The sequence below is a fragment of the Hymenobacter sp. BT188 genome (assembly GCF_014333585.1).
Taxonomy (GTDB): Bacteria; Bacteroidota; Bacteroidia; order Cytophagales; family Hymenobacteraceae; genus Hymenobacter.
In genome coordinates this window covers 621,030-643,986 of sequence record NZ_JACSCW010000001.1, presented here as the reverse complement: position 1 = coordinate 643,986, position 22,957 = coordinate 621,030, and the positions used below count along the sequence as shown (strand labels likewise).

The window sequence follows — 22,957 nt, the reverse complement described above, 5'->3', positions numbered from 1 at the left end:
CAGCAGCGGCCAGAGAATCAGCCCTAAACCAAGAAAAAAGCCCCCAAACAAGCTATCAGGCGTGTGTATGCTCGTCGGCGATGCTGATGGCCTGGGAAATAATCGCTAACCCTTCTTCTAACTCCTCTTTAGTAATATTCAGCGGAGGCGCGATAAAAATGTAATTCCAGCGTACGAAGGTGTACATGCCCAGCTCCCGAATCTTAGCAGCCACCTGATTCATGACTTCCATTTGATTCGGGGCGGCGTTCCAGGGAGCCATTGGCTCTTTCGTTTTGCGGTTCTTTACTAGCTCTAGGCAGCCCAGCAGACCGGTGTTTCGCCAGTCGCCGATACTGGGGTGCTGGCCCATCAAATCGCAGATGCGGGCGTCCATGTATTTGCCCATTTCGGCCGCATTCTCAATCATGTTTTCCTCCTCATAAATGTCGAGCACCGCAACGGCCGCCGCGCACGACACGGGGTGGGCCGAATAGGTCAGGCCCAGGGGCAGCGGTTTATCATTAAAGGAGTCCGCAATCTTTTCGTCTACCATCACGGCTCCCAGCGGCAGGTAGCCGGCCGTAATGCCTTTGGCCATGGCCATCATGTCCACTTTTACGCCGTGGTGGTCGGAGCCAAACCACTTGCCGGTGCGCCCAAACCCGCTCATTACTTCGTCGGCGATGAGCAGAATGCCATATTTGTCGCAGATGCGGCGCACCCGCTGCCAGTACGTGGGGGGGTATTTTATGCAGCCCGACGTCCCCGATTCACCTTCCATCAGAATAGCGGCCACGTTGCCCGGCCCTTCGTACTGAATAACCCGCTCCATGTGGGCTGCGGCCCGTTCGGCGCACTCCTCGGGTGTGGTGCTATACCAGGGGCAGCGGTAGAAGTACGGGTTTTCAACGTGCACCACGCTCGGCATGGCCTGGCTATCCACGGCCAGCTTGCGCGGGTCGCCGCCGGCGCTGATGGCCCCGTAGGAAGCCCCGTGAAACGAGAGGTACAGCGTTACAATTTTGTGGCGGCCGGTGTACACGCGGGCCAGTTTGATGGCATTCTCAATGGATTCGGCCCCGCCCAGGGTGAAAAAGGCCTTGGTCAGGTTGGGGGGCGTTATTTCGGCCAGCTTCCGGCCCAGGTCGCCGCGGGCCTTGGTGATCATGCCCGGATACACGTAGCTCAGCTCCTGCATTTGCGCCGCCACCGCCTCGGTCACCTTTTGGTTGCCGTGGCCGATGTTGACGTTCATCAGCTGGGACGAAAAGTCGATGTAGCGCTTCCCATCCCGGTCGTACACGTACACGCCCTCAGCCCGTTCGGCATTGATGGGGTTTAGCCCGGACTGCTTTGACCAAGAGAACAGCGTGTAGTCAAGATTGTCCTGCAGGATCTGTTGCTTATCGTGGGTGAGCGTTTCCATGGTGGGTAGCTTTGATTTATTGTTCTGTCGTACAGTTATGTAATTGTCATCCTGATGGAGGAAGGACCTTATTACGTCAGCACATTGGTATGCTACTCGTTCTAGGGTGACAAGGTCCTTCCTTCGTCAGGATGACAGGCGTACTTTTGATGGCCAGTGTGTTTAAATAATTCCCACTTAAGATATTAGCCTCCTAGCTCATCCAATTAGTCCGCGACTCAGGGTTCCACTTGGTGGTCACCTTCTTGAGTTGGGTCCAGAACTCGATGGAGCTTTTGCCGGTGATGTCGCAGGCACCGAACTTCGATTCGTTCCAGCCGCCGAAGGAGAAAGGCTCGCGTGGCACTGGCACCCCGATGTTCACGCCTATCATGCCAGCCGAGGCGTTTTCCATCACGTAGCGGGCTAGCCCCCCACTTTGCGTAAACACCGAAGCTGCATTGCCATAATTAGAGGCGTTTTCAATGGCTAACGCTTCATCTAGGTCGTGAGCCCGAATAATGGCCAGCACCGGGCCGAATACTTCTTCCCGCGCAATAGCCATATCGGGAGTCACGTGGTCAATGACCGTTGGGCCAACGTAGTAGCCATCCTCCTGCCCCGGCACCACGGCGTTGCGGCCATCCAGTAGAATATGGGCGCCAGCTTGCTCCGCCTCAGTGATGTAGCGCTCAATGCGCTCCTTGGCCTGTTGGCTGATAACAGAACCCAGGTTTTTGCCCGGCACAATCTTGCGGGCTTCTTCTACCAAGCGGGAAATAATAGGCTCTACGGCACCCACAGCCACCATAGCGGAGCCCGCCATGCAGCGCTGCCCGGCGCAGCCCGACATAGAAGCGGCCACATTGGAAGCAGTCATGTCCACGTGCGCATCGGGCAGCACGAGCAGGTGATTTTTCGCGCCACCCAAGGCCACACAACGCTTCAGATTGGACGTCGCGCGCTGGTACACCACCTTGGCAATCTTGGTGGAGCCCACAAACGACACCGCTTTAATATCGGAATGGTCGCAGATGGCCTCTACGATTTCCTTGTCGCCGTGCACAATGTTGAGCACGCCATCGGGCAGGCCGGCTTCCTTGAGCAGCTCGGCAATGCGGCCGGCGCTGATGGGCACCTGCTCGGAGGGCTTCAGTATCATGCAGTTGCCGAGGGCAATAGCGTTAGGAACGGTCCAGTGCGGGACCATATTGGGAAAGTTGAAAGGCGCGATGGAAGCCACCACCCCCAGAGGCTTGCGGTCCACGCGGCACTCCACGCCCGCGCTTACTTCCATCAGTTCCCCGGCCACGAGTTGGGGCAAAGAGCAGGCGAATTCGGTCAGCTCGATGGCCTTCTCCACTTCGGCCCGCGCCTCATCGGTCGTTTTGCCGTTCTCCTCGCGCACCAGGGCGGTCAGCTCGGCTAAGTTCTTTTCCAGCAACGTCTTGTAGCGGTAAAAAATCTGCACCCGCTCCTTGATAGGCACAGCCGACCAGACCGGAAAAGCCCCCCGCGCCGCTTCCACTGCTTGGTTGAGCGCCTCCATCCCGCTCAGGGGCACGGTTGAAATCACCGAGCCGCTGATGGGGCTGAAGACTTCCAGGGTGCGGGCGCTGGCGTCCGCTACAAATTGTCCAGCGATATAGTTGCGCACCGCGGGGTACTTCAGAACGTCGACTTCCATGGGAGAGGGGGTTTAATCTCTTGCAAGTAAAGAGTTTGCAGCACAAAAGCAACTTTGCCGCACCAGCCTCTAGCGAAGCACAACGGCACGAATCAGGGCATGCTTGGCAGGGCTGGTTTTTTTTAGCTGTGGCATTCGCTGATGGCTATACTACTTCACCCCCATTTTCGCACATTTCGCGTATTTCAGCCATCTATACCTGAAATAAATCAGCCCAGCGCCGCCACTGCGTTACCCCGAACCTCTTTATGCCTATGGAAACCCTAGCTAAAATAGAAGATATCAATCAGCCGCGGGTGGTAATTGTGGGGGGCGGTTTTGGCGGGCTGGAGCTGGCGCGAGCGCTCCGCCATGCGCCGATGCAGGTAGTACTTATTGATAAGCAGAACTATCACGCCTTCCAGCCCCTTCTCTACCAAGTAGCCACGGCCAGCTTGGCGGCCGATTCCATTGTGTCGCCGTTTCGCAAAATCCTGGATGGGCAGGACAACTTTTACTTCCGCCTAGCCGAGGCAATCTGTGTTGATACCGAACAGCATTTGCTCGAAACGTCCATTGGCCGCATCCGCTACGATTACCTGGTACTGGCCACCGGGGCCACGTCCAACTTCTTCGGCGATGAGCAGATGCAGCGGCACGCTATTACGCTTAAAACGGTAGGCGATGCCATTGAGCTGCGCAATACCGTGCTCTCCAATTTCGAGCAAGCCTTGCAGCTTGGCGACATGGAGAAAATCAATAGCCTGCTCGACTTCGTCATTGTGGGCGGAGGCCCCACCGGCGTAGAAATTGCCGGCGCCCTGAGCGAACTGCGCTCCCACGTATTTCCGCGCGATTACCGGGAATTGAATTTCAAGGAAATGGATATTCACCTGATACAGAGCGGTCCAGCTCTGTTGAAAGGGATGTCGGCGGAGGCTTCGCAGAAGTCGCTGGAGTATCTAAAGCAGTTTGGGGTACAGGTATGGCTGGATCGGCGCGTAAAATCATATGACGGCTATACCGTAACCCTCAATACCGGCGAGAAGCTCATTACCCGCACGCTTATCTGGGCGGCGGGCGTTACGGGGAGCCCTATTAAAGGGCTGCGCGAAGACTGTCTGCTGCCCGGCAATCGGTACGCAGTCAATGAGGTCAACCAAGTAGCGGGTTACGACAACATTTTTGCCCTCGGCGACATTGCGGCCATGCGCAGTGAGCTTTATCCCGAAGGCCACCCGATGGTGGCGCAGCCAGCCCTGCAGCAGGGACGCTTGCTTGGGCAGAACCTGGAGCGCCGCTTAAAGGACGAACCCATGCAGCCGTTTCGCTACGACGACAAAGGCAGCATGGCTACCATCGGCCGCAACCATGCCGTAGCCGACATCAAGCTTTTCGGCCGCGATTTGCGTCTGGGGGGCTTTATTGCCTGGCTGGCTTGGGGATTGGTATACGTTATCTCGCTGGTCAGCTTCCGCAATCGCCTGATCGTGCTGCTCAACTGGGCGTATACCTACTTTAGCTATGATAAAGGCTTGCGCTACATTATAGGTGCTCGCAAAGTTCTTCCGCCAGTGGAAGACACTCAGGACAAAGCCATTACGTGAGTAAAGAAATTGAGGCAGAGTGGTAGTAAGCACAGCGGTGCCCACCACGCAAACATCATGGCTAGCTGGGGGTTTGGTATGATCATTCACCCAATACCTCTTCACTAGCTGGTAATGTTAAGATTCTATTCTTTCCTGCTTTTGTTGCTGGCCACCCTCCGCGCTCTAGCCCAATCGACGGGAGTGCTGACGGGTACTGTGCGCGACCGTAAAACCCAGGAAAGCCTACCCGGCGTGACCGTTATACTGGAAGGCACTACCCTAGGAGCCGCTTCGGATGCGGAAGGCCGCTACCGCCTCACCGATATTCCTGTCGGTAGCTACAACGTGCGCGCCTCTATAATTGGCTACGATATGCTGCTGCGAGCCAACGTAGTAATTACCTCCGGCAACGCATCCATTATCAACCTGGAGCTGACCAGCAACACGCAGCAGCTATCGGAGGTGCAGGTAGTAGGTAGCCGCGCCATTCGGGTGGCGACGGCCGAAACTCCGCTGTCGGTGCAGCGCATTAATACAGAGGAGATAAAAAGCAATCCGGGGGGCAATTTTGACATTTCAAAAGTGATTCAGACGCTGCCCGGCGTGGGTGGCGGCGGAACGGGCGGCACGTCCGGCTTTCGCAACGACATTATCATCCGAGGTGGCGCGCCCAACGAAAACGTGTATTACCTCGATGGGATTGAGGTGCCCGTCATCAACCACTTCCAGACTCAGGGCTCTGGTGGTGGCCCCACGGGCATCCTGAACGTGTCGTTTATTGAGGACGTAACTCTCAGCTCGTCAGCGTTTGAGGCCCGCTACGACAACGCCTTGTCGTCGGTGCTGCAGTTCCGGCAGCGTGACGGCAACCCCGACCGCGTGCAGGGCAATGTGCGGCTGAGCGGCACCGAAGTAGCTGGCACGCTGGAAGGTCTGCTGGCCAAGAACACCACCTTTCTGGCTTCGGCTCGTCGCTCCTACTTGCAACTGCTCTTTAAAGCAATTGATCTGCCCATACGGCCTAATTACTGGGACTTTCAGTATAAAGTAACGACCAAGCTTTCCCCCAAAACCACGCTTACGGCGCTCGGGCTCGGCGCTATCGACCACTTCGAACTGGCGGTGCCCCGCAAATCCAGCCCCGATAAAGAGTACACGCTGCGCTCCACTCCTACTATCGACCAGTGGAACTATACAGTAGGCTTCGGGCTGCGCCAACTCCTGCCCGATGGCTACCTGAACGTAGCCTTGAGCCGCACCCAGCTCGACAATGAGCTCGACCAATTTGAGGACCGCACCACCACCGAGGAGTCGCGGCGGGTGCTGCTCACGCGCTCCGGCGAAACGGAAAACAAGCTGCGCCTCGATGTCAATAAGGCAAAAGGCCGGTGGCAGTACGCGTATGGGGCCGTGGGGCAATACGTAGAGTATGACAGTCGCTTCTTCAGCCGGGTGCGCCGCGAAGTGCGCGATGCGCAAGGCCAAATTGTGTCGCCGCGGGTGGACGTGCGTTTCCAAACGGCCATCGACTTTGCCCGCTTTGGCGCGTTTGGGCAGCTCACCCGCACGCTGCTCCCCGATGATCGGCTGACGCTGTCGGCGGGCCTGCGAACCGATGGCAACTCCTTTACTACGGGCGGTGCCAACTTGCTGCGTACGCTTTCGCCGCGCGTATCGGCTTCCTACGCCCTGGCCCAGCGCTGGAATCTCAACGCCTCCGTGGGACGCTACTATAAGATTCCGCCTTCCACTATTTTGGGGTTTCGGGATGAGGCCGGCACGCTGGTCAACAAGAATGCCCGCTACATCCGCTCCGACCATTACGTAGCGGGCCTGGAGTTTTTACCCACGGCGGCCTCACGTTTTACGCTGGAAGGCTTTTACAAAAAGTACAGCAACTACCCCGTTTCGGTGCGCGATGGCATCTCGCTGGCCAACCTGGGGGGCGATTTTGCGGCCTTGGGCAACGAAGCCGTACAAAGCACCGGCGAGGGCCGTGCCTATGGCGCGGAGCTTTTTTTCCAGCAGAAGCTCACCCGCAAAGTATTCGCGGTGGCTTCGGTTACCGCCTTCCGCTCGGAGTTTTCGGGCACCGATGGGCAGTATAAGCCGTCGGCCTGGGATACGCGCTTTCTGGCCTCTGCTCTGCTGGGGCGCAAGTTTAGCAAGGGCTGGGAAATGGGCTTCAAATACCGATTCGCGGGCGGCTCGCCCTACACACCCTTTGATTTGGACGCTTCCCAAGCCAGCTACTTAGCCGTGGGCCGGGGTGTGCTCGACTACTCGCGCCTGAACACGGTGCGCCTGGCCAACTTCCAGCAGTTCGACTTCCGCCTCGACAAGAAATTCAACTGGCGGCGCACCAGCATCGACCTGTTCTTGGATCTGCAGAACGCTTTCTTGCTAAAAACGCCCAGTCTGCCCACCTACAGCTTTCAGCGCACCCCCGACAATACCGATTTCCTGACCACCGACGGCCAGGCCCTCCGCCCCGATGGAAGCAACGCCTTCCCCATCCTGCTGCAAGACGACAGCCCCAACCTGACACCTACCATCGGCTTTATTCTCGAATTCTAAGGTTGAGCTAGCCAATCAATACCTCTTTCATGCGCTGGGGGGCAAATTTATTTCGATCTGTACTATAACAATCGATTGTGTAGATTTAGCCACTGACTTCAGGTATAGTGCAACGTCACGAACTGAGTTAGCGGAGTAGCAAGCAATTTTATTCTCTCAACTCAATTCAATGAAAACAAGCTGGTTAACTATAGGACTGCTGTTTGTGGCCGTTACCGCAGGCCAAAGCCAAGCGCGTCCGCCGCTGCAAAGCTTTCCGCTATCAACCGTAGAGCTTACCGAAAGTCCGTTTCAAGCAGCGCAGCAAACCGACTTACAATATATCCTGGCGCTCAACCCCGATCGGCTGCTGGCTCCGTATCTGCGCGAAGCGGGGCTCCCTCCTCGCGCCCCGAGCTACGGCAACTGGGAAAATACGGGCCTGGATGGGCATATTGGCGGACACTACCTTTCGGCCCTGGCCTATATGTATGCGGCCACCGGCAACGCTGAGGTTGGCCGACGGCTCACGTATATGGTTGATGAGCTGGCGCTTTGTCAGCGACGCAACGGGAATGGCTACCTCGGCGGGACGCCTGGGGGGCAAAAAATGTGGGAGCAGGTGAAAGCCGGCAAAATCGAGGCCGGCAGCTTTTCGCTCAATGATAAATGGGTGCCGTGGTACAACATCCATAAAACTTACGCTGGCCTGCGCGATGCCTACCTGTTTGCGGGCAACGCTAAAGCCAAAGACATGCTAGTGCAGCTCGCCGGCTGGGCCGTTGACTTGACCGCTTCGCTCACCGACGCCCAAATTCAGGATATGCTACGCAGCGAGCACGGCGGCATGAACGAAGTGCTGGCCGACGTAGCGGAAATTACGGGCGACAAAAAGTATTTGACCCTAGCCCACCGGTTTTCGCATCGCTCCCTATTGGAACCGCTGCTGGGGGGCAAAGATGAGTTGAACAGCCTCCACGCCAACACTCAGATTCCGAAGGTGATAGGCTATGAGCGCGTGGCGGAGCTTACCGGCGACACGGCTTGGAGCAAAGCGGCGGCTTTCTTCTGGAAAACGGTAGTGGAGCGCCGCACCGTCTCGATTGGCGGCAACAGCGTGAGCGAGCACTTTCACCCCGCTCAGGATTTCACGGCCATGCTGGAAGGCAAGGAAGGCCCCGAAACCTGCAACACCTACAACATGCTCAAGCTATCGAAGCAGTTGTATCTCACCAGCGCGTCTACTCCTTATATAGATTACTACGAGCGGGCCCTCTACAACCATATTTTGTCCTCTCAGCACCCCGAGAAAGGTGGTTTCGTGTACTTCACGCCCATGCGGCCCCGACATTACCGCGTGTATTCCCAGCCCCAGGAAAGCTTCTGGTGCTGTGTGGGCTCGGGTCTGGAAAACCACGGCAAGTACGGCGAGCTGATTTATGCCCATAATAAGGAGGACTTGTTCGTCAACCTCTTTATTCCTTCCCGCCTCACTTGGCCCGAGGCAGGCTTGACTTTGACCCAAGACACGCGCTTTCCCTACGCTGAGACGTCGAGCCTGAAGCTACAACTTAAAAAAACGCGGCGTTTCGCTCTGCACATCCGGCAACCCAATTGGCTTAAGCCGGGCCCACGCCAGCTATTCGTGAATGGCCGCGCTGCGAAATACGATACCTCCACCCCCGGCTATCTAACCATCAACCGCAAATGGAAGACGGGCGACGTAGTGAGCGTGGCCTTGCCGATGGAAACCAAAGCTGAGTTTTTACCGGATAAATCTCCGTGGTTATCCTTCGTGCATGGCCCCATTGTGCTGGCCGCCATTACCGATACCACGGATTTGCCGGGTTTGCTCGCGGATGGCAGCCGCATGGGCCATATTGCCAGCGGCCCCGCCTACCCGCTTGATGAAGCCCCCGTGCTGGTTTCGTCGAGTCCGCAGAGCCTGGCAGCCGAAATAAAGCCCGTGGCCGGCAAGCCCCTAACCTTCAGTGCCGCCTCACTGATTGATTCTGACCGCTTTCGGAACGTGGAGCTTATCCCCTTTTTCCGGATACACGATGCTCGCTACATGATTTACTGGCCCGTGGCTACGCCCACTGAATTGGTCGCTCGCAAACAAGCCCTACAACTAAAAGAAGCGGAAAAGATGGCGCTAGAAGCGCGTACGCTCGATCAGGTAGCGCCCGGCGAGCAGCAGCCTGAGTCGGATCATGGCTTTAAGGGTGAGCAAACCGACACTGGTGTATTCAAGGACCGGCATTGGCGTCAGGCCAAAGGCTGGTTTAGCTATAATCTCAAAAACAAAGGCGGCAAGGCAAGCACGTTGCGCATTACCTATTATGGAGCCGACAAAAACCGCCGCTTTTCGATCTTAGTTAATGGCAAACTGCTCAAGCAGGAAATTTTGCAAGGCCTCGGCGGCGACAAATTCATTGAGGTGGACTATAAGCTCCCTGCTCAAGTGCTGGCTTCTGCGCCGGAAGTTCTTACAGTCAAATTCCAGGCGAATAACGGGTCTACGGCAGGGGGCGTGTATTACGTACGCTTACTGAAAACAGATTAACCAATTCTAGCTGGGAAATACATTACAGCCAACTTGCTCGGCTCATGTACTACAGGCTGCAATGAATTTGCAGCTAAAGAAGCTTAGCTGAACAGTGAGCTATAACCCACTGTTCAGCTAAGCTTCTTTGGTAATAGAGGTCAGAATAAACATTGACGCAAGATGCTGTTCCCCCTTGCAGACCCATGTATATACTTACTATTTTATAAAATATATATATAATATCTCATTTATAAACACCATTAATATTAAGCTAAATATAACTTTTACAATACATATAAATACAAGCTTAGTAAAGTTCATTTATTATGCATGCCGATAAGATTAATAAGTGATAGCTAAACCAGTTTGCTCCTCTCCAAAATTAGGCCTCACCTAACCTCGACAGTAAACACCGAGTTCAGGCATTGCAGCCTCTATATAATCCTTACAAGTGTAGTCGCTGACAGCCGAATTTTACGGTTGCAGCATTCTAACTAAAATTATCTTTCTCCCAGATTTGCTGTCCAATTTTTTCGCGCCGTATTCCAATATAATCCATTACCTATACTGTGAACCTTATAATGTCACTTCGCGCAATAATGAGGCATTTTAAGTCGGTTTATTTGTAATAAAGAAGTAGGATCTACTTTACATAATATAGTAAAAACGCCTCTAAAATGCTCTGGGGGGCGTTTTTACTACATCGTTTGTTGCTTTTCCTGCCTAGCTGCACAGTAAGGTTTATGGTGTTTCCACTATGTGCAACTTTTTGTTCTAATGCTTCGGGTTCGACATTATCCAGTAATATTGCCACTTATAAACCAGTCGACTCCCACCTAAGCTGGTCAGTATTGTTCACTCTGGATTGTTCACTTTTATTCTTTCAACCCTTTCTGCGAATGCACATCCGACACCTTACACCTGCTCCAGCACGCCGAGTAACATCTCATTGGACACTGTTTTCCTGGCTGCTTTTACTCCTAACTGGCGCTGCCCACACCAGCATCGCCCAAGATTATCAAGGTCCTTTACGGATTACCAGAGGCGGTACTTATTCCGGCAACTGGGAGAGCAATGACTCAAATACACCTGCTGTAAGTATTGAAACTTCAGAGCCGGTAGTGATTGAAAATGCGAATATTCGTAGCCGAGGCATTTTGATTCGTGCTCACCAGCCTGGTAGCCATGTAACGGTTCGTAACACGAACGGGTACGGCTTAACGCCAAGCCAAGATAACGTACGGTACGGCCGCTTTATCGATGCAACCAACTTCAGAAACATTCGCGTAGAGCATAACTATATTGATCATACGTCGGGCATCTATTTGGCTGGCTACCAAGGTAACCACTCGGGTGACGAGACAGTAAAGATCCTTTATAATAAAGTAACCAACATCGATGGCCGTTTCCGCAATAGTGGAATGGAACGTGTACAGTTTGTACAGTTTAACAGCGTACGTCAAGTAAGAGGTGTAGAAATTGCCTGGAACCAGGTAATTAATGAGCCTTATAAGAGCCGAGTTGAAGAAAATATCAATTTCTACTTGTCTAACGGTACATCGGACAGCCCCATTCTCATCCATAATAACTACATTCAGGGGGCATACCCAGCAAATCCAGGTTCTGAAACTGACTACGGCGGGGGCGGCATCAACATGGGCGATGGTAACACCAGCGACTTTAATGCATCTCCAGGCTTCATGAAGGCCTTCGATAATCACATCGTAAGCACTGGCACGCAGGGTATCTGCGTATCGGCTGGTCACGATATGGAGTTTTACAACAACCGGATCATCAACTCGGGCTACCTAGCCGACGGCACGTACATCCGCTGCAACAACGTTGGTATCTACATCATGAAGTCAGGTGGCAGCAATGACATCTTCCAAAATAACAGAGCTTACAACAACACAGTGGGCTATGTTAACCGTAACGCAAACGGTGACCGTCAGCGTAATGACCAGTACCTACCCGATGCTAACGAGCGTCACAACTACTCGTTGAACATAGAATTGCCTTTCCTAATTACTCGTGATACAGAGAAAGCTGAGTACGTAATATGGGAAAATAAGCTGCGTAACAATGGCGTAGTAATAGGCCCAACTTCGGGTTCGCCTGCCCCCACACCTTCCCCAACCCCCGCTCCTGCACCAGCACCAACTCCAGGTGGCAGCAGCGAAATTGTATCAGGTGGCACGTACAAGCTTGTAGGTAAAGGCTCCAACAAAGTGCTTGACGTAGATAACAATAGCAACAATGCTGGTGCTAAAGTGCAGATTTGGGACGACAATGGTTCAACCGCTCAGCGTTTTGTAATCACGCTCCAGAGCGATGGTACGTATAAGCTCACGCACAAGGGCACTAGCCAAGTGCTCGACGTAGATAACAACAGCGACCAGAATGGCGCTAAAGTGCAGCAATGGGATGATAATGGCTCTAGTGCTCAGCGTTGGATCATCACCTCTAACGGCGATGGCAGCTTCAAGCTCATGCACAAAGGCACCAACAAAGTGCTCGATGTAGATAACAACAACTCTCATAATGGCGCTAAAGTGCAGCAGTGGGATGATAACGGTTCAACTGCTCAGCGTTGGGTATTAGTCCGTGACGGTTCAAGCATCAGCTCTAACGCTACTCTAAGCGCCGTGAGCACTAGCAATGTGACTGCCGCCAGCAGCTTTGCAACTGCTAAAACCACGAATGACCTTGCTATCTATCCTAACCCAGCCGCTGATTACGTGATGCTGCCTACTGGCACCGACTACGTTCAGATCGTTGCTCAGTCTGGCAAAACGGTTCTGGAGAAGCGTGGTGCACTGGCCCAGCGTCTGAATATCCAGAGCTTAGCCAATGGTTTGTACCAGGTGCGCGTGGGTGAGAAAGGAAAGATCAGCACACAGCGCTTAGAAGTTAAGTAGTATCTCTCTTCCCTGCGTTTCCTACCATTTTAGTTCTTCTTACAAAAGCCCCTCCTAGTGAGGGGTTTTTTGTTGCCTTATAATTCCATCTAGCTTCCGTGCTGCACTATACTTCTAATGCTAGCTCTACTTCTGATAACTTCTCTGGTTCACTGTCACTTTTATTCTTTCTGTAGGCCTCAGACTCCCATAAGCGGCGCTACTGATGAATTTTACGTAGGCTTATCAGTAGAAGTTTCAGGATTTTATCTTTAACGCTAGATTTTTTCTAGTTCTGTCAGTTTAGCTTCTATTCACCCTTAAATCTCCCATTTTATGTCGGATCAGATCCTTGGCCTACACCACATCACGGCCATTGCCAGTAATGCGCAGCGCAACTATGACTTCTATGCTAAGGTTATGGGACTGCGCTTTTTGAAGAAGACAGTCAACTTTGATGATCCCAGCACCTACCACTTCTACTTTGGCGATGAGGTAGGCTCGGCGGGCACCATACTCACGTTTTTTCCCTGGCAAAACATGACACCCGGCCGGCGCGGCACCGGGCAGGCCACCGAAATTGGCTACTCAGTGCCGGAGGGTAGCTTTGACTTCTGGCTGAAGCGCTTTGAGCAGCACAACGTGACGTTCAAAAAGCCCAGCGAAAAATTCGGCGAGCCTTACCTCACCTTTCTCGACCCGGACGGCCTGAAACTGGAGCTGACCGTCGCTAAAAACGCCGATCCGCGTACGCCCTGGACGACGCCGGAGGTAAGCGCCGCCGTAGCGACCAAGGGCTTTCATAACGTGACCCTGACGTTGACCAACATCAAGGGCACGGCCGAGATTCTGACGGACGTATTTGGCTATAAGCTGGTGGAGCAGCACGTGAACCGCTACCGCTTCGCTACGGATGCCGTGCCCGGCGCGGCCATCATCGATCTGGTGGAAGCGCCCGGTGAGGCCCGTGGGCACGTGGCTGGCGGCTCGGTGCACCACATTGCCTTCCGCGTGCCCGATGACGCGACGGAAATGCGCTTCCGCGAAAAGATTGCGGCCCGCGGCCTCAACATCACGGAGCAGATTGACCGGCAGTACTTTCACTCGCTTTATTTCCGCGAGCCAGGGGGCGTTTTGTTTGAGATTGCTACCGACAATCCTGGCTTTATGATCGACGAGCCGTTGGCGGAACTGGGCACCCACTTGTTGCTGCCACCCCAGTACGAACGCCGCCGGGCCCAGATTGAAGCGCAGCTACCCGTTATCAGCTAACTATGGACTATCAGCCTCTTACTTATATCTACCGCCCTGCCGAGCAGCCGAGTACCCAAACCTTGCTGCTGCTCCACGGTACGGGCGGCGACGAGCGGGATCTGCTGCCTATTGCCGGCCAACTTGGTTCAGACTTCAACGTGCTGAGCGTGCGCGGCAACGTGCTGGAAAATGGTATGCCTCGCTTCTTTCGCCGCCTTGGTATGGGCGTGTTCGACGAGGACGACGTTCGGTTCCGGACGCATGAGCTGGTGGAATTCCTGCGCAAAATTGCCCCCCAGAAGGAGTTTGACCTACAAAACCTGGTGGCACTGGGCTATTCAAACGGCGCCAATCTCATTGGCAGCGTATTGTTGCTCTACCCTGAGCTGTTGGCCGGCGCTGCCTTGCTACGCCCCATGCAGCCGTTGAGCGAAGTACCTGCCGCTCCTAAGGCAAACAACGACGATCAAAAAGCCCCCCAGAATCCCGTGCCCGTATTCTTCGCCCCTGGCCAGCGCGACCCGACTGTAGACCCAGCCGCCACCGACCGCTACGCGAGCCTGCTTACCAATCGGGGCTTTGCGCTCACGCGCTACGACGCGCCCGCCGGCCACAACCTTACGCCTCAGGATGTAGTTCAGGCCGCTAGCTGGTATCGGTCGAACTTTAGTAATGCCGAGTAAATTTTATTTTATATAAACATGATTTACTGCGCAATAACCAGCAAACAGTAAAGTATCAAAACAAGAAAGGCCCCAGGATTAGTACCTGGGGCCTTTCTTGTTTTATTCTCATAAACGACTTGTCCATAGCATCGCTACTGAGCTACTCCACTATGGCCTGTTTACTGGCCGCGCGCCCGAAACGGGTGGGAAAATACATCAGTTCGGCGCGGGCGGGATTGAGCGTATACCGGCCCCGAAAGCGCGGTTGCAGCGCGATACGGAAGGTATGGCGGCCCACGGACAGCACATCGATGAAGATACCGGTTTGGTGGCGCAGATATTCGCGGTGCACCTCGAAAGAATTGCCCGGCTTGTTGTCGCCGTAGGAGCAGCCGGCCGGAATAGGCACTTCCAGCAGCACATAGCGCGCCTCAGCGGCCACATCTACCGTCACCAGCAGTTCGGCGGGCTGGCCAGCTCTGAGCTTGACCTGCGTGCCCGTTTGCCCTGCTAGGGTAGTCGCCACGCGGAAGGGCGCGGATACGGTGGGGGGCTGGGGATTCCAGAAGGTTTGGTAAGCGATAGCGTACACGGGCAGCAACCCCTCCTTGCGCAACGTGAGTAAACCGGCGCTGGGGGGCATTTTTGCCTCGAATGGAAACTGCGTCACTTCCTGCTGGAGCCCGCCGCTGAGCTGCACCCGTGCCACCGTGGCCCGGCCGGCTTCAAATAGATCGGGGCCGATGGTTTCGAGAATCTGAGCGGCCTCGTAGGTGCTAGCCCAGTGCCCTACGCGCCGCTGGTTCAGCAGAAACGTGCGGATGCGCATCAGCTCCGCCCCTCCCCCACCGGCGGCCCGCAGCACGCGGTATGCCAGTAGAGTAGTTCCTACCCTTCTATTCAGCAGATAACGGTAATAAGAGCTGGTTCGCAGGGTATCCTCATAAAAAACGCCCCCAAGCTGGGTGGTAAAGCAGTGGCGGCGCAGACTATCCAGCTGGTAGGGCAGCTTCAGCTCCTGGCGCAAATTGGTGAGCGCCAGATACGTATCCAGTTGCTGCCGGCCGCGCTCCAGGCGGGTGATATAGGTGGCGTAATCGGTTTGGATGCCCAGACGGTGCAGGAGCTGTAGCAGACGCAGGCGGTCGTCGGGAGTCGTAAAAAAGCCCCCCACGAAGGCTGCATCTCGTTTTTCGGCGAAGCTGAGATCCAGTTGTTTGAGCAGATAGACTTGTACTTCGTCGCGGTCGAACTGCACCTTGTAGCCTTGCTTTTCTGCTTCGAGCAGGGCTTCCAGCACGTGCAGCGTAGTCCAGGCGCTGATGGGCGCGGTGGGCCAGGTGCCCCACAGGCCCGGCTTCTGTTGCCCCTGCCGAAGCCGCCGAATCAGCTGATTTACGTCCTTGGCGTGGGTGAAAGGCTGGTGCAGAAACTCACGGATGCGCTGCTCCAGCAACAGCGCTTTGAGCTTGGAGGCGGCTTGCTCGTTGCAGAGGTAGTCGTACTGCTGCACGTGACGAATCTCGTCGAGCAACAGGGGCAGTGGGTCGCTTTCCAGGCGCACGGTGGTTTCGCCCAGCTTGGGGTCGAAGGTGAGCTGCAAGGTAGTATCGGCGGCGGTGAGCACGGCGAAGGTGCCAACTCGCTCGCGGGTGCCGGCGGGCAGCACAGGCACGGTGCGCACTTCACCATCGGCGTAGCCATCCGGTTTTTGCAGACTAAACGTGACTTGCAGCGAGTCGGCGGCGGGGGCCGTGACGGTGAGCGTATCCAGCGCGGACGTAACCACCTGATGATGCGTGGTGCAGGCTATGGTATTGCCCAGGCGGAAAGTTATCGTGACCTGGGCTGTGTCGGGGAGGTAGTTGAGGGTTTTGCCCAAGACCTGGGCCCTATCGCCGGCCACCAGGAAACGGGGCACGGCCAGCTCGCTCATCAAGCCCTTGAAGGAGCGCAGTGTGGTAGTAGCGCTGCCGGTGCGGCCGTGGTTGTCGGAGCCCAGCACGAAGGTGTCCCAGCCGGTTACGTCGTCGAGCAGTGTGACTTCAGTGGTGGCTTGGCCGCGGGCGTCGGTGAGCAGGTTGGGGCGCCACCAGCCCACGTCGGAGAAGCGGCGGCGTAACGCCAGGCGCGGGTCGCGGCCGTCGGGTTGGCCATTGTCGGCGTCGGCTGGGGCCATGGGGTCAGTTAAGGAACGGGGTGTTTTGGCGGCTTTGGTCTTGATAATAACCACTCCGCCCGCGGCTTTAGAGCCGTAGATTGCCTCGGCTTGCGCGCCCTTGAGTACGGTGGTGGAAAGAATGGAGGCGGGATCGATGTTTTCCACCCGCCCATTGAAAGGCAGCCCATCCACAATATAGAGCGGTTGGTTTGTCATGGATAAGCTAGCGTTGCCTCGGACCCTGACTATGTTAACGCCTGGACTTGCACCAGCAATAACTGATGATACTGCATATGTCAGGTTAGAGCGCTTCATTTCCGCATAACCCGTCACCACCACCTCCGAAAGCTGCTTAGTATCCGCGCTTAAGCTGATTTCCAGTTCCCGCCCAATCACCACGCGCTCCACCGTGATGTAGCCAATGAAGGAAAAAACCAGTGTCCCGCCGTAAGGTATGTTTAGCTCAAAGCTGCCGTCGGCGTTGCTAGACACCCCCACACTGGTTCCTTTTACCAGCACCGTAACGCCCGGCAAGCCTTCGTCCGAGAGTTTATCCAGTACCCGCCCCCGCACCAGCGGCCACCCCCGCCGCTCCGCCGCCAATACCTCCCGAAATTTGTACGTGCGCACGGCCGGATGTTCGCTCGCCGCCGTCGAACGAATGGTGCGCGACTCAATAAAGCGACGCATACGCTGGCTAACAGCTCCTTTTGGCTGCCGATGGGTGTGCTGAAGCTGCACGTAGGTAGTGCCGCCAGCCCGCACCTCTACATCGGCCGGTACCAGGCAGGTGCTATCGGCCAGGAGTACGGCCACGCGGTATTTGCCGGGTTTCAAGCCTTGTACCGGGGCTAGTCCACGCAACAGACACCCGAATTTTGGCTGACCTTGCTGGGTAATTGCAGTGTATAAAACGGCCGGAAGAGCTGATGTTTGCGGCTGAGCATCTACCTCAGTGGGCGGCGCCCAAAGCACCAGGCGGCCCTGACCAACGCGGGTACGCACGGTATCATCGAGGCGCACGGAGGTCCAGGTGTTGCTGGTTGACTGTAAGTTGAATGGCTCTTGCAGCTTGCGCACGGCGGCTTCGGTGTAGGCAAAGCCGCGCAAAGGAATGGAGTCGGCATCACTGTAGCGGGCGAGGCGCTCGAAGCGGTAGGGCTCCATGCTGGTTTGCTTGAGCAGGCCCGGCGCGAAGGCATAGCGGTAGGTGGGCTCAAATAGGAACTTCTGCCGCAGCCCGCTCCCCTCCCGGTACAGCACCGAATCGGCCCGAAACGGCCCGCCCATCCACACCGGATTTCGATAGTCCTGCTGAGAACGATACTGATAGGTAAGTACCTGCAAGCGCGTGCCCTGCCGGAGCGTAGGCAGCTCGCCGGGGGGCAAATTCGTAACGCTCACAGGCAATAATCTTCGATTCAGCTCAACTTGCTCCAGGTTGGTAAAGGTGATGGGGCGCTCTTCCACCGTCATATCGGGGCGCGAATGGTTTAGATCGAGGCTGATGGTAAGCTTGTATAGCGGTTGCAGATACACCCCGCGTAAAGTGATGAGGCGGGTGGCGGTGCGCACGGCCAGGGTATGGTAGCCGCTGTCGGCCACTAGGGCGTAGGGCTCCGTGTGATTGATGACCCGGATGTAGATCGGCACGCCATCCAGATACACGGCCGCCGCCGGCTGCACCCGCCCCGAATCGACTACGAAGGGCGCTACCTGGGTGAGGCCACCGGGCGCGGACCGGTATTCGCCAAACACCCCAAACTCCGGGTATAAAAACTGATAAAACACCAGCGAATCGAGCCCCAGCTGCCTGCGCCATTGCTCCCAATCGAGCGGTTGCTGGCTGGTTTGCTCGGGTTTGTTATCAAACTGCTCCGCCATCCGAAACCGCCGCCCGGCCCGCCTTCCGACTGTGGGCGGCTCAAAGCTGGGCAGCTCAGGAGCCTCAGGCTGCCGGAATTTGCTGGTGTAAGCGTAGGACGTAAGGTCGGCATGGGGCACCGGCGCGCCGCCGGCGTCGGTGACGTGGTAAGTCAGGCGGATGCGTTGGCCAGGGTAGGCTACAACGGGCTGCTCGGCGCGCACCTGCAACTGACTTTGAATCAGCGGCATGCTGTATTCCTCGGTGCGCATTTGCCCGCCCCACTCGTACTGCACCGAGGCAAACCACGGCTCCGGACTGCTGGCCTGCTCGGCCAGTTTTAGCTCCCGGCCGTAGCCGCGGCGCACCAGTTCATTGCCCCTGTACAAAAAGTACCAAAACGCCAGCCGATGCGGGTTTTCCATCTCCACAAAAATCGAGTCGTGGATGCGGTCGGAGCGCAGGGCCAGGGCGGCGTTGGCGGGCGTCAGGTTTAGCTCGGCGGTGCGGCCGGTAGCGTCGCGCAGCACGTAGCGGGCGGCCTGGGGCAGTACGGGCAACTCTAGCGGTAGCTGCACGGGACCGCGAAACAAGGGCTTCTTTAGAGCGGAATCTGGAGGCCAAATCTCCAGCGTGGCCTGCTGGGGGGCATTTTTGCCGGCTTGCTGGAAGCGAAGCTGCACCGAATCGTTGTGGAGCTGCACGGTCAGCTGGTCGGAGTCGAGGTGGTAGGTGACATCGGCCAGTTCGGCGTGGCGCTCGTTGTCAGAATTGAGAAAGGTGGCTTCTACGCGGTAGCGCAAGTCGGCGGCGGGCAGTTGGCTGGGGGGCAAATTCAGGCGCGTTTCGCCCATAGGGTCGAGCGCCTGGGCGTGCGTCCAGAGCGTGTCGGGCACAAATACCACGGGCGCGGCCAGGCGCGTAACCTCCGTGGGCACCACCGCCACCCGCACCCGCGCATCGAGCAGATTCAACTCATTGGCATCGGTGCCGCGCAGAAACAAAGCCTGGGGCGTGCCCCGGCGCTGCTCGGTTTCGGCTACGCGCAGGGTGTAGCGGGTGTTTTTCAACTCATAATCTTCCAGCTGAAACTCGCTGCTGGCCAGGGTCACATCATGGGAGTCGGCGAGGCGCACGTACACTGGGCGGCTGCTTTGCAGACCCAGCGTATCGGTGAGCGGCAATTCAAACACGTAGGAACCGGGCCGCTCGGGGCGGAGCACGGCTATCTTTTTTGCCTTACTGGCATTGGTGAGCCACAGCGTAAGCGGCGCGGTGCTGGGCCAGCCACCGTCGCGGCGTAGCACCCGCGCCTTTAGCCGCAACGTGTCGCCCTGGGCCCGATAGCGCGGCTTGCTGAACACCATGTAGTGCGTCCAGGCCTGCTCCCGCCGCCGCTCGTGCTGATCTTGGCGCTCATAGCGCACGTCTTCGCTAAACACCGACCGCACCAAGCCCACCAGCCCCGTGGTCGTGTAGCTAAAGTGCTGGAGGCTGCGCACGAAGTTTCGCACGGGGCCCGTGAGATAGCCCAGCGGAAACCCGAACACCACCCGATTAGCCACGCTGCGAACCGTAGGTTGGTTTTTGGCAGGAAACGTCCGGTTGAGAAGGTGATAAGTCGTGCGCCCACCCTGAGTGACGGCCACATTACCGCCGCGCCCGCCTCTCGCCTTGCGGAAGCTTTGCGTAGCGGCATCAAAGGGCACATCGTGCCCGCTTATGCTCACCCGCGCCTTCCCATCGAGCAAATGACCCGTAGTATCGCGCACCACCAGGGCCAGATCCACCTGATTATCCAACACGAGCACCTCGCGGTCGGTGACGGAGCGCAGCCAATACACGAGGCGCGGCCCCTCGGTGTGCGCCACTAGGTAGTAGCCCACCGGCAGCGGGCGGCGCCACTGACGGAGACTGTCAGTCAGAAACGAATCAACAGGCTGAGTGAAAAAGCTGGCTCTCGCAGCGGCCAAGCCTTTTTGATATAGCAGCAGCGTCTGAGCATCAGTGAGGCGGAAGACTTTCGTGTAGTAGCTGCGCTGCCGGCCCTGGGCCAGGCGCTGCTGAGCGGCGGCCGACTGCCAGCTCAACAAATACAGCAATACAAGGGCGAAGCGTGGGCATCGGAGCATAGGTGAGGCAGGTTAGAAGGGCCAGAAAACTGGTCGAGCCCAAGCTATCCGCCGGCCGACGTGAGGAGGATGCCCTGGGGGGCTTTTTTCCACACGCTGCCACGAAAAAATATTAGTAATAATCTATTTAGACAGAATAGTCCTACAACTTAGCAGCCGTAGGACCACTCTGTTATTTGCTTTCTACTGCGTAAAAATCCCGCCGCAGCTGAATCAGCAGCCTCTCTGCAGTTTGCTTATATGATGTGTGCCTTACAAAAACTAAATGCGGCGAAACTCTCGGGCGTCGCGGATGCGGATGTTGTGAGCAGCTTCGAGTAGGGCGAGAGCGGTTTGGATACGAGCGTGCATAGACCGCAAGATGAAGAATCTGAGCGTAGCATTCGTAAGCGAATATCTGCTACTATTGATAAACCGAATCCTTTTTCGTCAGCCCCCTCAAAACCTGTCATTTGGCCCTTGGGGTTTAACTGCCATCCTCTCATGCTACCAATCACTCGATTCTCTGCTGTTGCTGGGCTGCTTGGCCTGGCGCTAGTCGGCTGCCAGTCGCAGCCCGCTTCCAACACTACCGAGGCTTCTCAACCCGAAGCTTCGGCTACGGCCACCACCGATACCGCAGCCGCTTCTACTGATACCATCAGCACGGCCAGCATCAGCAAGTATCTGCAAGCCGTGTCGTCGGATGAGATGATGGGCCGCAAGCCGTTTACCGTGGGTGAGGAGCGCAGCACCCAATATTTGGCTGACCAATTCAAGCAGCTCGGCCTCAAGCCCGGCCCCGATGGCAGCTACTTTCAGGCCGTGCCGCTGGTGGAAATAACCGGCACCCCGGCCCCGATCATGCAGATCAAAGGCAAAGGCAAAGGCCTGAATCTGCAATACAAGACCGATTTTGTAGCCTTCACCCAGCGCGAGCAGCCCCAGGTGGCCGTTACCAATTCGCCGCTGGTATTTGCCGGCTACGGCGTGGTAGCCCCCGAGTACGGCTGGGACGATTACGCGGGCCTCGACGTGAAAGGCAAGACCGTGGTAGTGCTGGTAAACGACCCGGGCAACGCGGGCCCCGACACCACTTTGTTTAAGGGCAAGGCCATGACCTACTACGGCCGCTGGACTTACAAATACGAGGAAGCCGCTCGGCAGGGCGCTACGGGCGTGCTCATCGTGCACGACACCAAGCCGGCGGCCTACCCGTGGTCAGTGGTACTGAGTGGGGCCGTCAGCCCCAAGTTACGCGCCCAAACCGCCGACAAAGGCGCCGATAAGTGCGCCATCGAAGGCTGGCTCACCCTCGACGCGGCCAAGCGCCTCTTCCAGGCCGCCGGCCAGAACTACGACCAGCTTTACACAGCCGCTAACCAGAAAGGCTTCCGCGCCCGTCCGCTCGATGCGCTTACAGTTACGGCCAGCATCCAGAATAAGCTGCGCCGCCAGACCAGCCGCAACGTGCTGGCGGTGATACCCGGCACCACTCGCCCCAAGGAGTACATTATCTACTCGGCCCACTGGGACCACTTTGGCGTGGGCAAAGCCATTGCCGGCGACTCCATCTACAACGGCGCCGTGGACGATGGCACCGGCCTGGCCGCCCTGCTGAGCATTGCCGAAGCCTTCCAAAAAGCCCCCCAGAATCCCGCCCGCAGCATCGTGTTCCTGGCCGTGACGGGCGAAGAGCAGGGCCTGCTGGGTTCGGCCTACTACGCGCAGCATCCGGTGTTTCCGCTCAACAAAACGGTGGCCGACCTGAACATGGACATGCTCTGGCCCTACGGCAAGATGAAGGACCTCACCGTCATCGGCTACGGCCAATCGGAGCTGGAAGAGTACGCCCGCGCCGCCGCCAAGGAGCAGGACCGCTACATCCTCCCCGACCAGACGCCCGAAACCGGCATGTTCTACCGCTCCGACCACTTCAGCTTCGCCCACGTGGGCGTGCCCTCACTCTACGCCAGCGGAGGCTTCGAGAGCCGCACCCGCGGCAAGGAGTACATCGCTGAGCAGCGTCAGAACTACACCACCAACATGTACCACAAGCCCGCAGATCAGTTCGACCCCAAATGGGACCTATCCGGCATCGCTCAAGACGCGCAGCTGTACTTCCGCGTAGGTCAGCGCTTAGCCGGAGAAACGACGTTTCCGCAGTGGAAGGCGGATTCGGAGTTTAAAGGCGCGCGGGATAAGAGTATAAGTAAACAATAGATAGACTATCAGGTAGAATACTCCTCATTAATAACA

General features: G+C 56.6%; 10 protein-coding genes. 7 read left to right on the top strand and 3 right to left on the bottom strand.

Translation table 11 applies throughout. The features are described 5' to 3' along the window. Window positions 1–55: 55 nt before the first annotated feature. The gene (locus H8B13_RS02485) at window positions 56–1,408 is read right to left on the bottom strand and encodes an aminotransferase class III-fold pyridoxal phosphate-dependent enzyme (protein WP_187309238.1); all 1,353 of its coding nucleotides are present in this window, start codon (window positions 1,406–1,408) and stop codon (window positions 56–58) included. A gap of 193 nt (window positions 1,409–1,601) precedes the next feature. Then, window positions 1,602–3,074 carry a CoA-acylating methylmalonate-semialdehyde dehydrogenase gene (locus tag H8B13_RS02480; protein ID WP_261990196.1) on the bottom strand — a complete coding sequence of 491 codons (1,473 nt, stop codon included), beginning with the start codon at window positions 3,072–3,074 and terminating at the stop codon, window positions 1,602–1,604. A gap of 254 nt (window positions 3,075–3,328) precedes the next feature. Between H8B13_RS02480 and H8B13_RS02475 the strand changes: the two genes are divergently transcribed. From H8B13_RS02475 to H8B13_RS02450, 6 genes are all read left to right on the top strand, one after another. Next, window positions 3,329–4,660 (top strand): NAD(P)/FAD-dependent oxidoreductase, encoded by a 1,332-nt coding sequence (locus H8B13_RS02475; RefSeq protein WP_187309237.1) that lies wholly within the window; start codon window positions 3,329–3,331, stop codon window positions 4,658–4,660. 114 nt (window positions 4,661–4,774) lie between these two features. Further along, window positions 4,775–7,219, top strand: a complete 2,445-nt coding sequence (locus H8B13_RS02470; RefSeq protein WP_187309236.1) for a TonB-dependent receptor — start codon at window positions 4,775–4,777, stop codon at window positions 7,217–7,219. Window positions 7,220–7,388: 169 nt separating this feature from the next. After that, on the top strand, window positions 7,389–9,764 hold the full coding sequence (locus H8B13_RS02465; protein WP_187309235.1) for a glycoside hydrolase family 127 protein: 2,376 nt from the start codon (window positions 7,389–7,391) through the stop codon (window positions 9,762–9,764). Window positions 9,765–10,645: 881 nt separating this feature from the next. Further along, window positions 10,646–12,664 (top strand): RICIN domain-containing protein, encoded by a 2,019-nt coding sequence (locus H8B13_RS02460; protein ID WP_187309234.1) that lies wholly within the window; start codon window positions 10,646–10,648, stop codon window positions 12,662–12,664. 315 nt (window positions 12,665–12,979) lie between these two features. Beyond that, a complete protein-coding gene (locus H8B13_RS02455) occupies window positions 12,980–13,915 on the top strand; it encodes a ring-cleaving dioxygenase (protein ID WP_187309233.1) in 936 nt (311 codons plus the stop codon). A gap of 2 nt (window positions 13,916–13,917) precedes the next feature. Next, window positions 13,918–14,580 (top strand): alpha/beta hydrolase, encoded by a 663-nt coding sequence (locus H8B13_RS02450; RefSeq protein WP_187309232.1) that lies wholly within the window; start codon window positions 13,918–13,920, stop codon window positions 14,578–14,580. A gap of 142 nt (window positions 14,581–14,722) precedes the next feature. Here H8B13_RS02450 and H8B13_RS02445 read toward each other — a convergent pair whose 3' ends face one another. Further along, a complete protein-coding gene (locus H8B13_RS02445; protein WP_187309231.1) occupies window positions 14,723–20,719 on the bottom strand; it encodes a carboxypeptidase-like regulatory domain-containing protein in 5,997 nt (1,998 codons plus the stop codon). A gap of 483 nt (window positions 20,720–21,202) precedes the next feature. Between H8B13_RS02445 and H8B13_RS02440 the strand changes: the two genes are divergently transcribed. Continuing rightward, a complete protein-coding gene (locus tag H8B13_RS02440; protein ID WP_187309230.1) occupies window positions 21,203–22,921 on the top strand; it encodes a M28 family metallopeptidase in 1,719 nt (572 codons plus the stop codon). The last annotated feature ends 36 nt before the right edge of the window (window positions 22,922–22,957 follow it).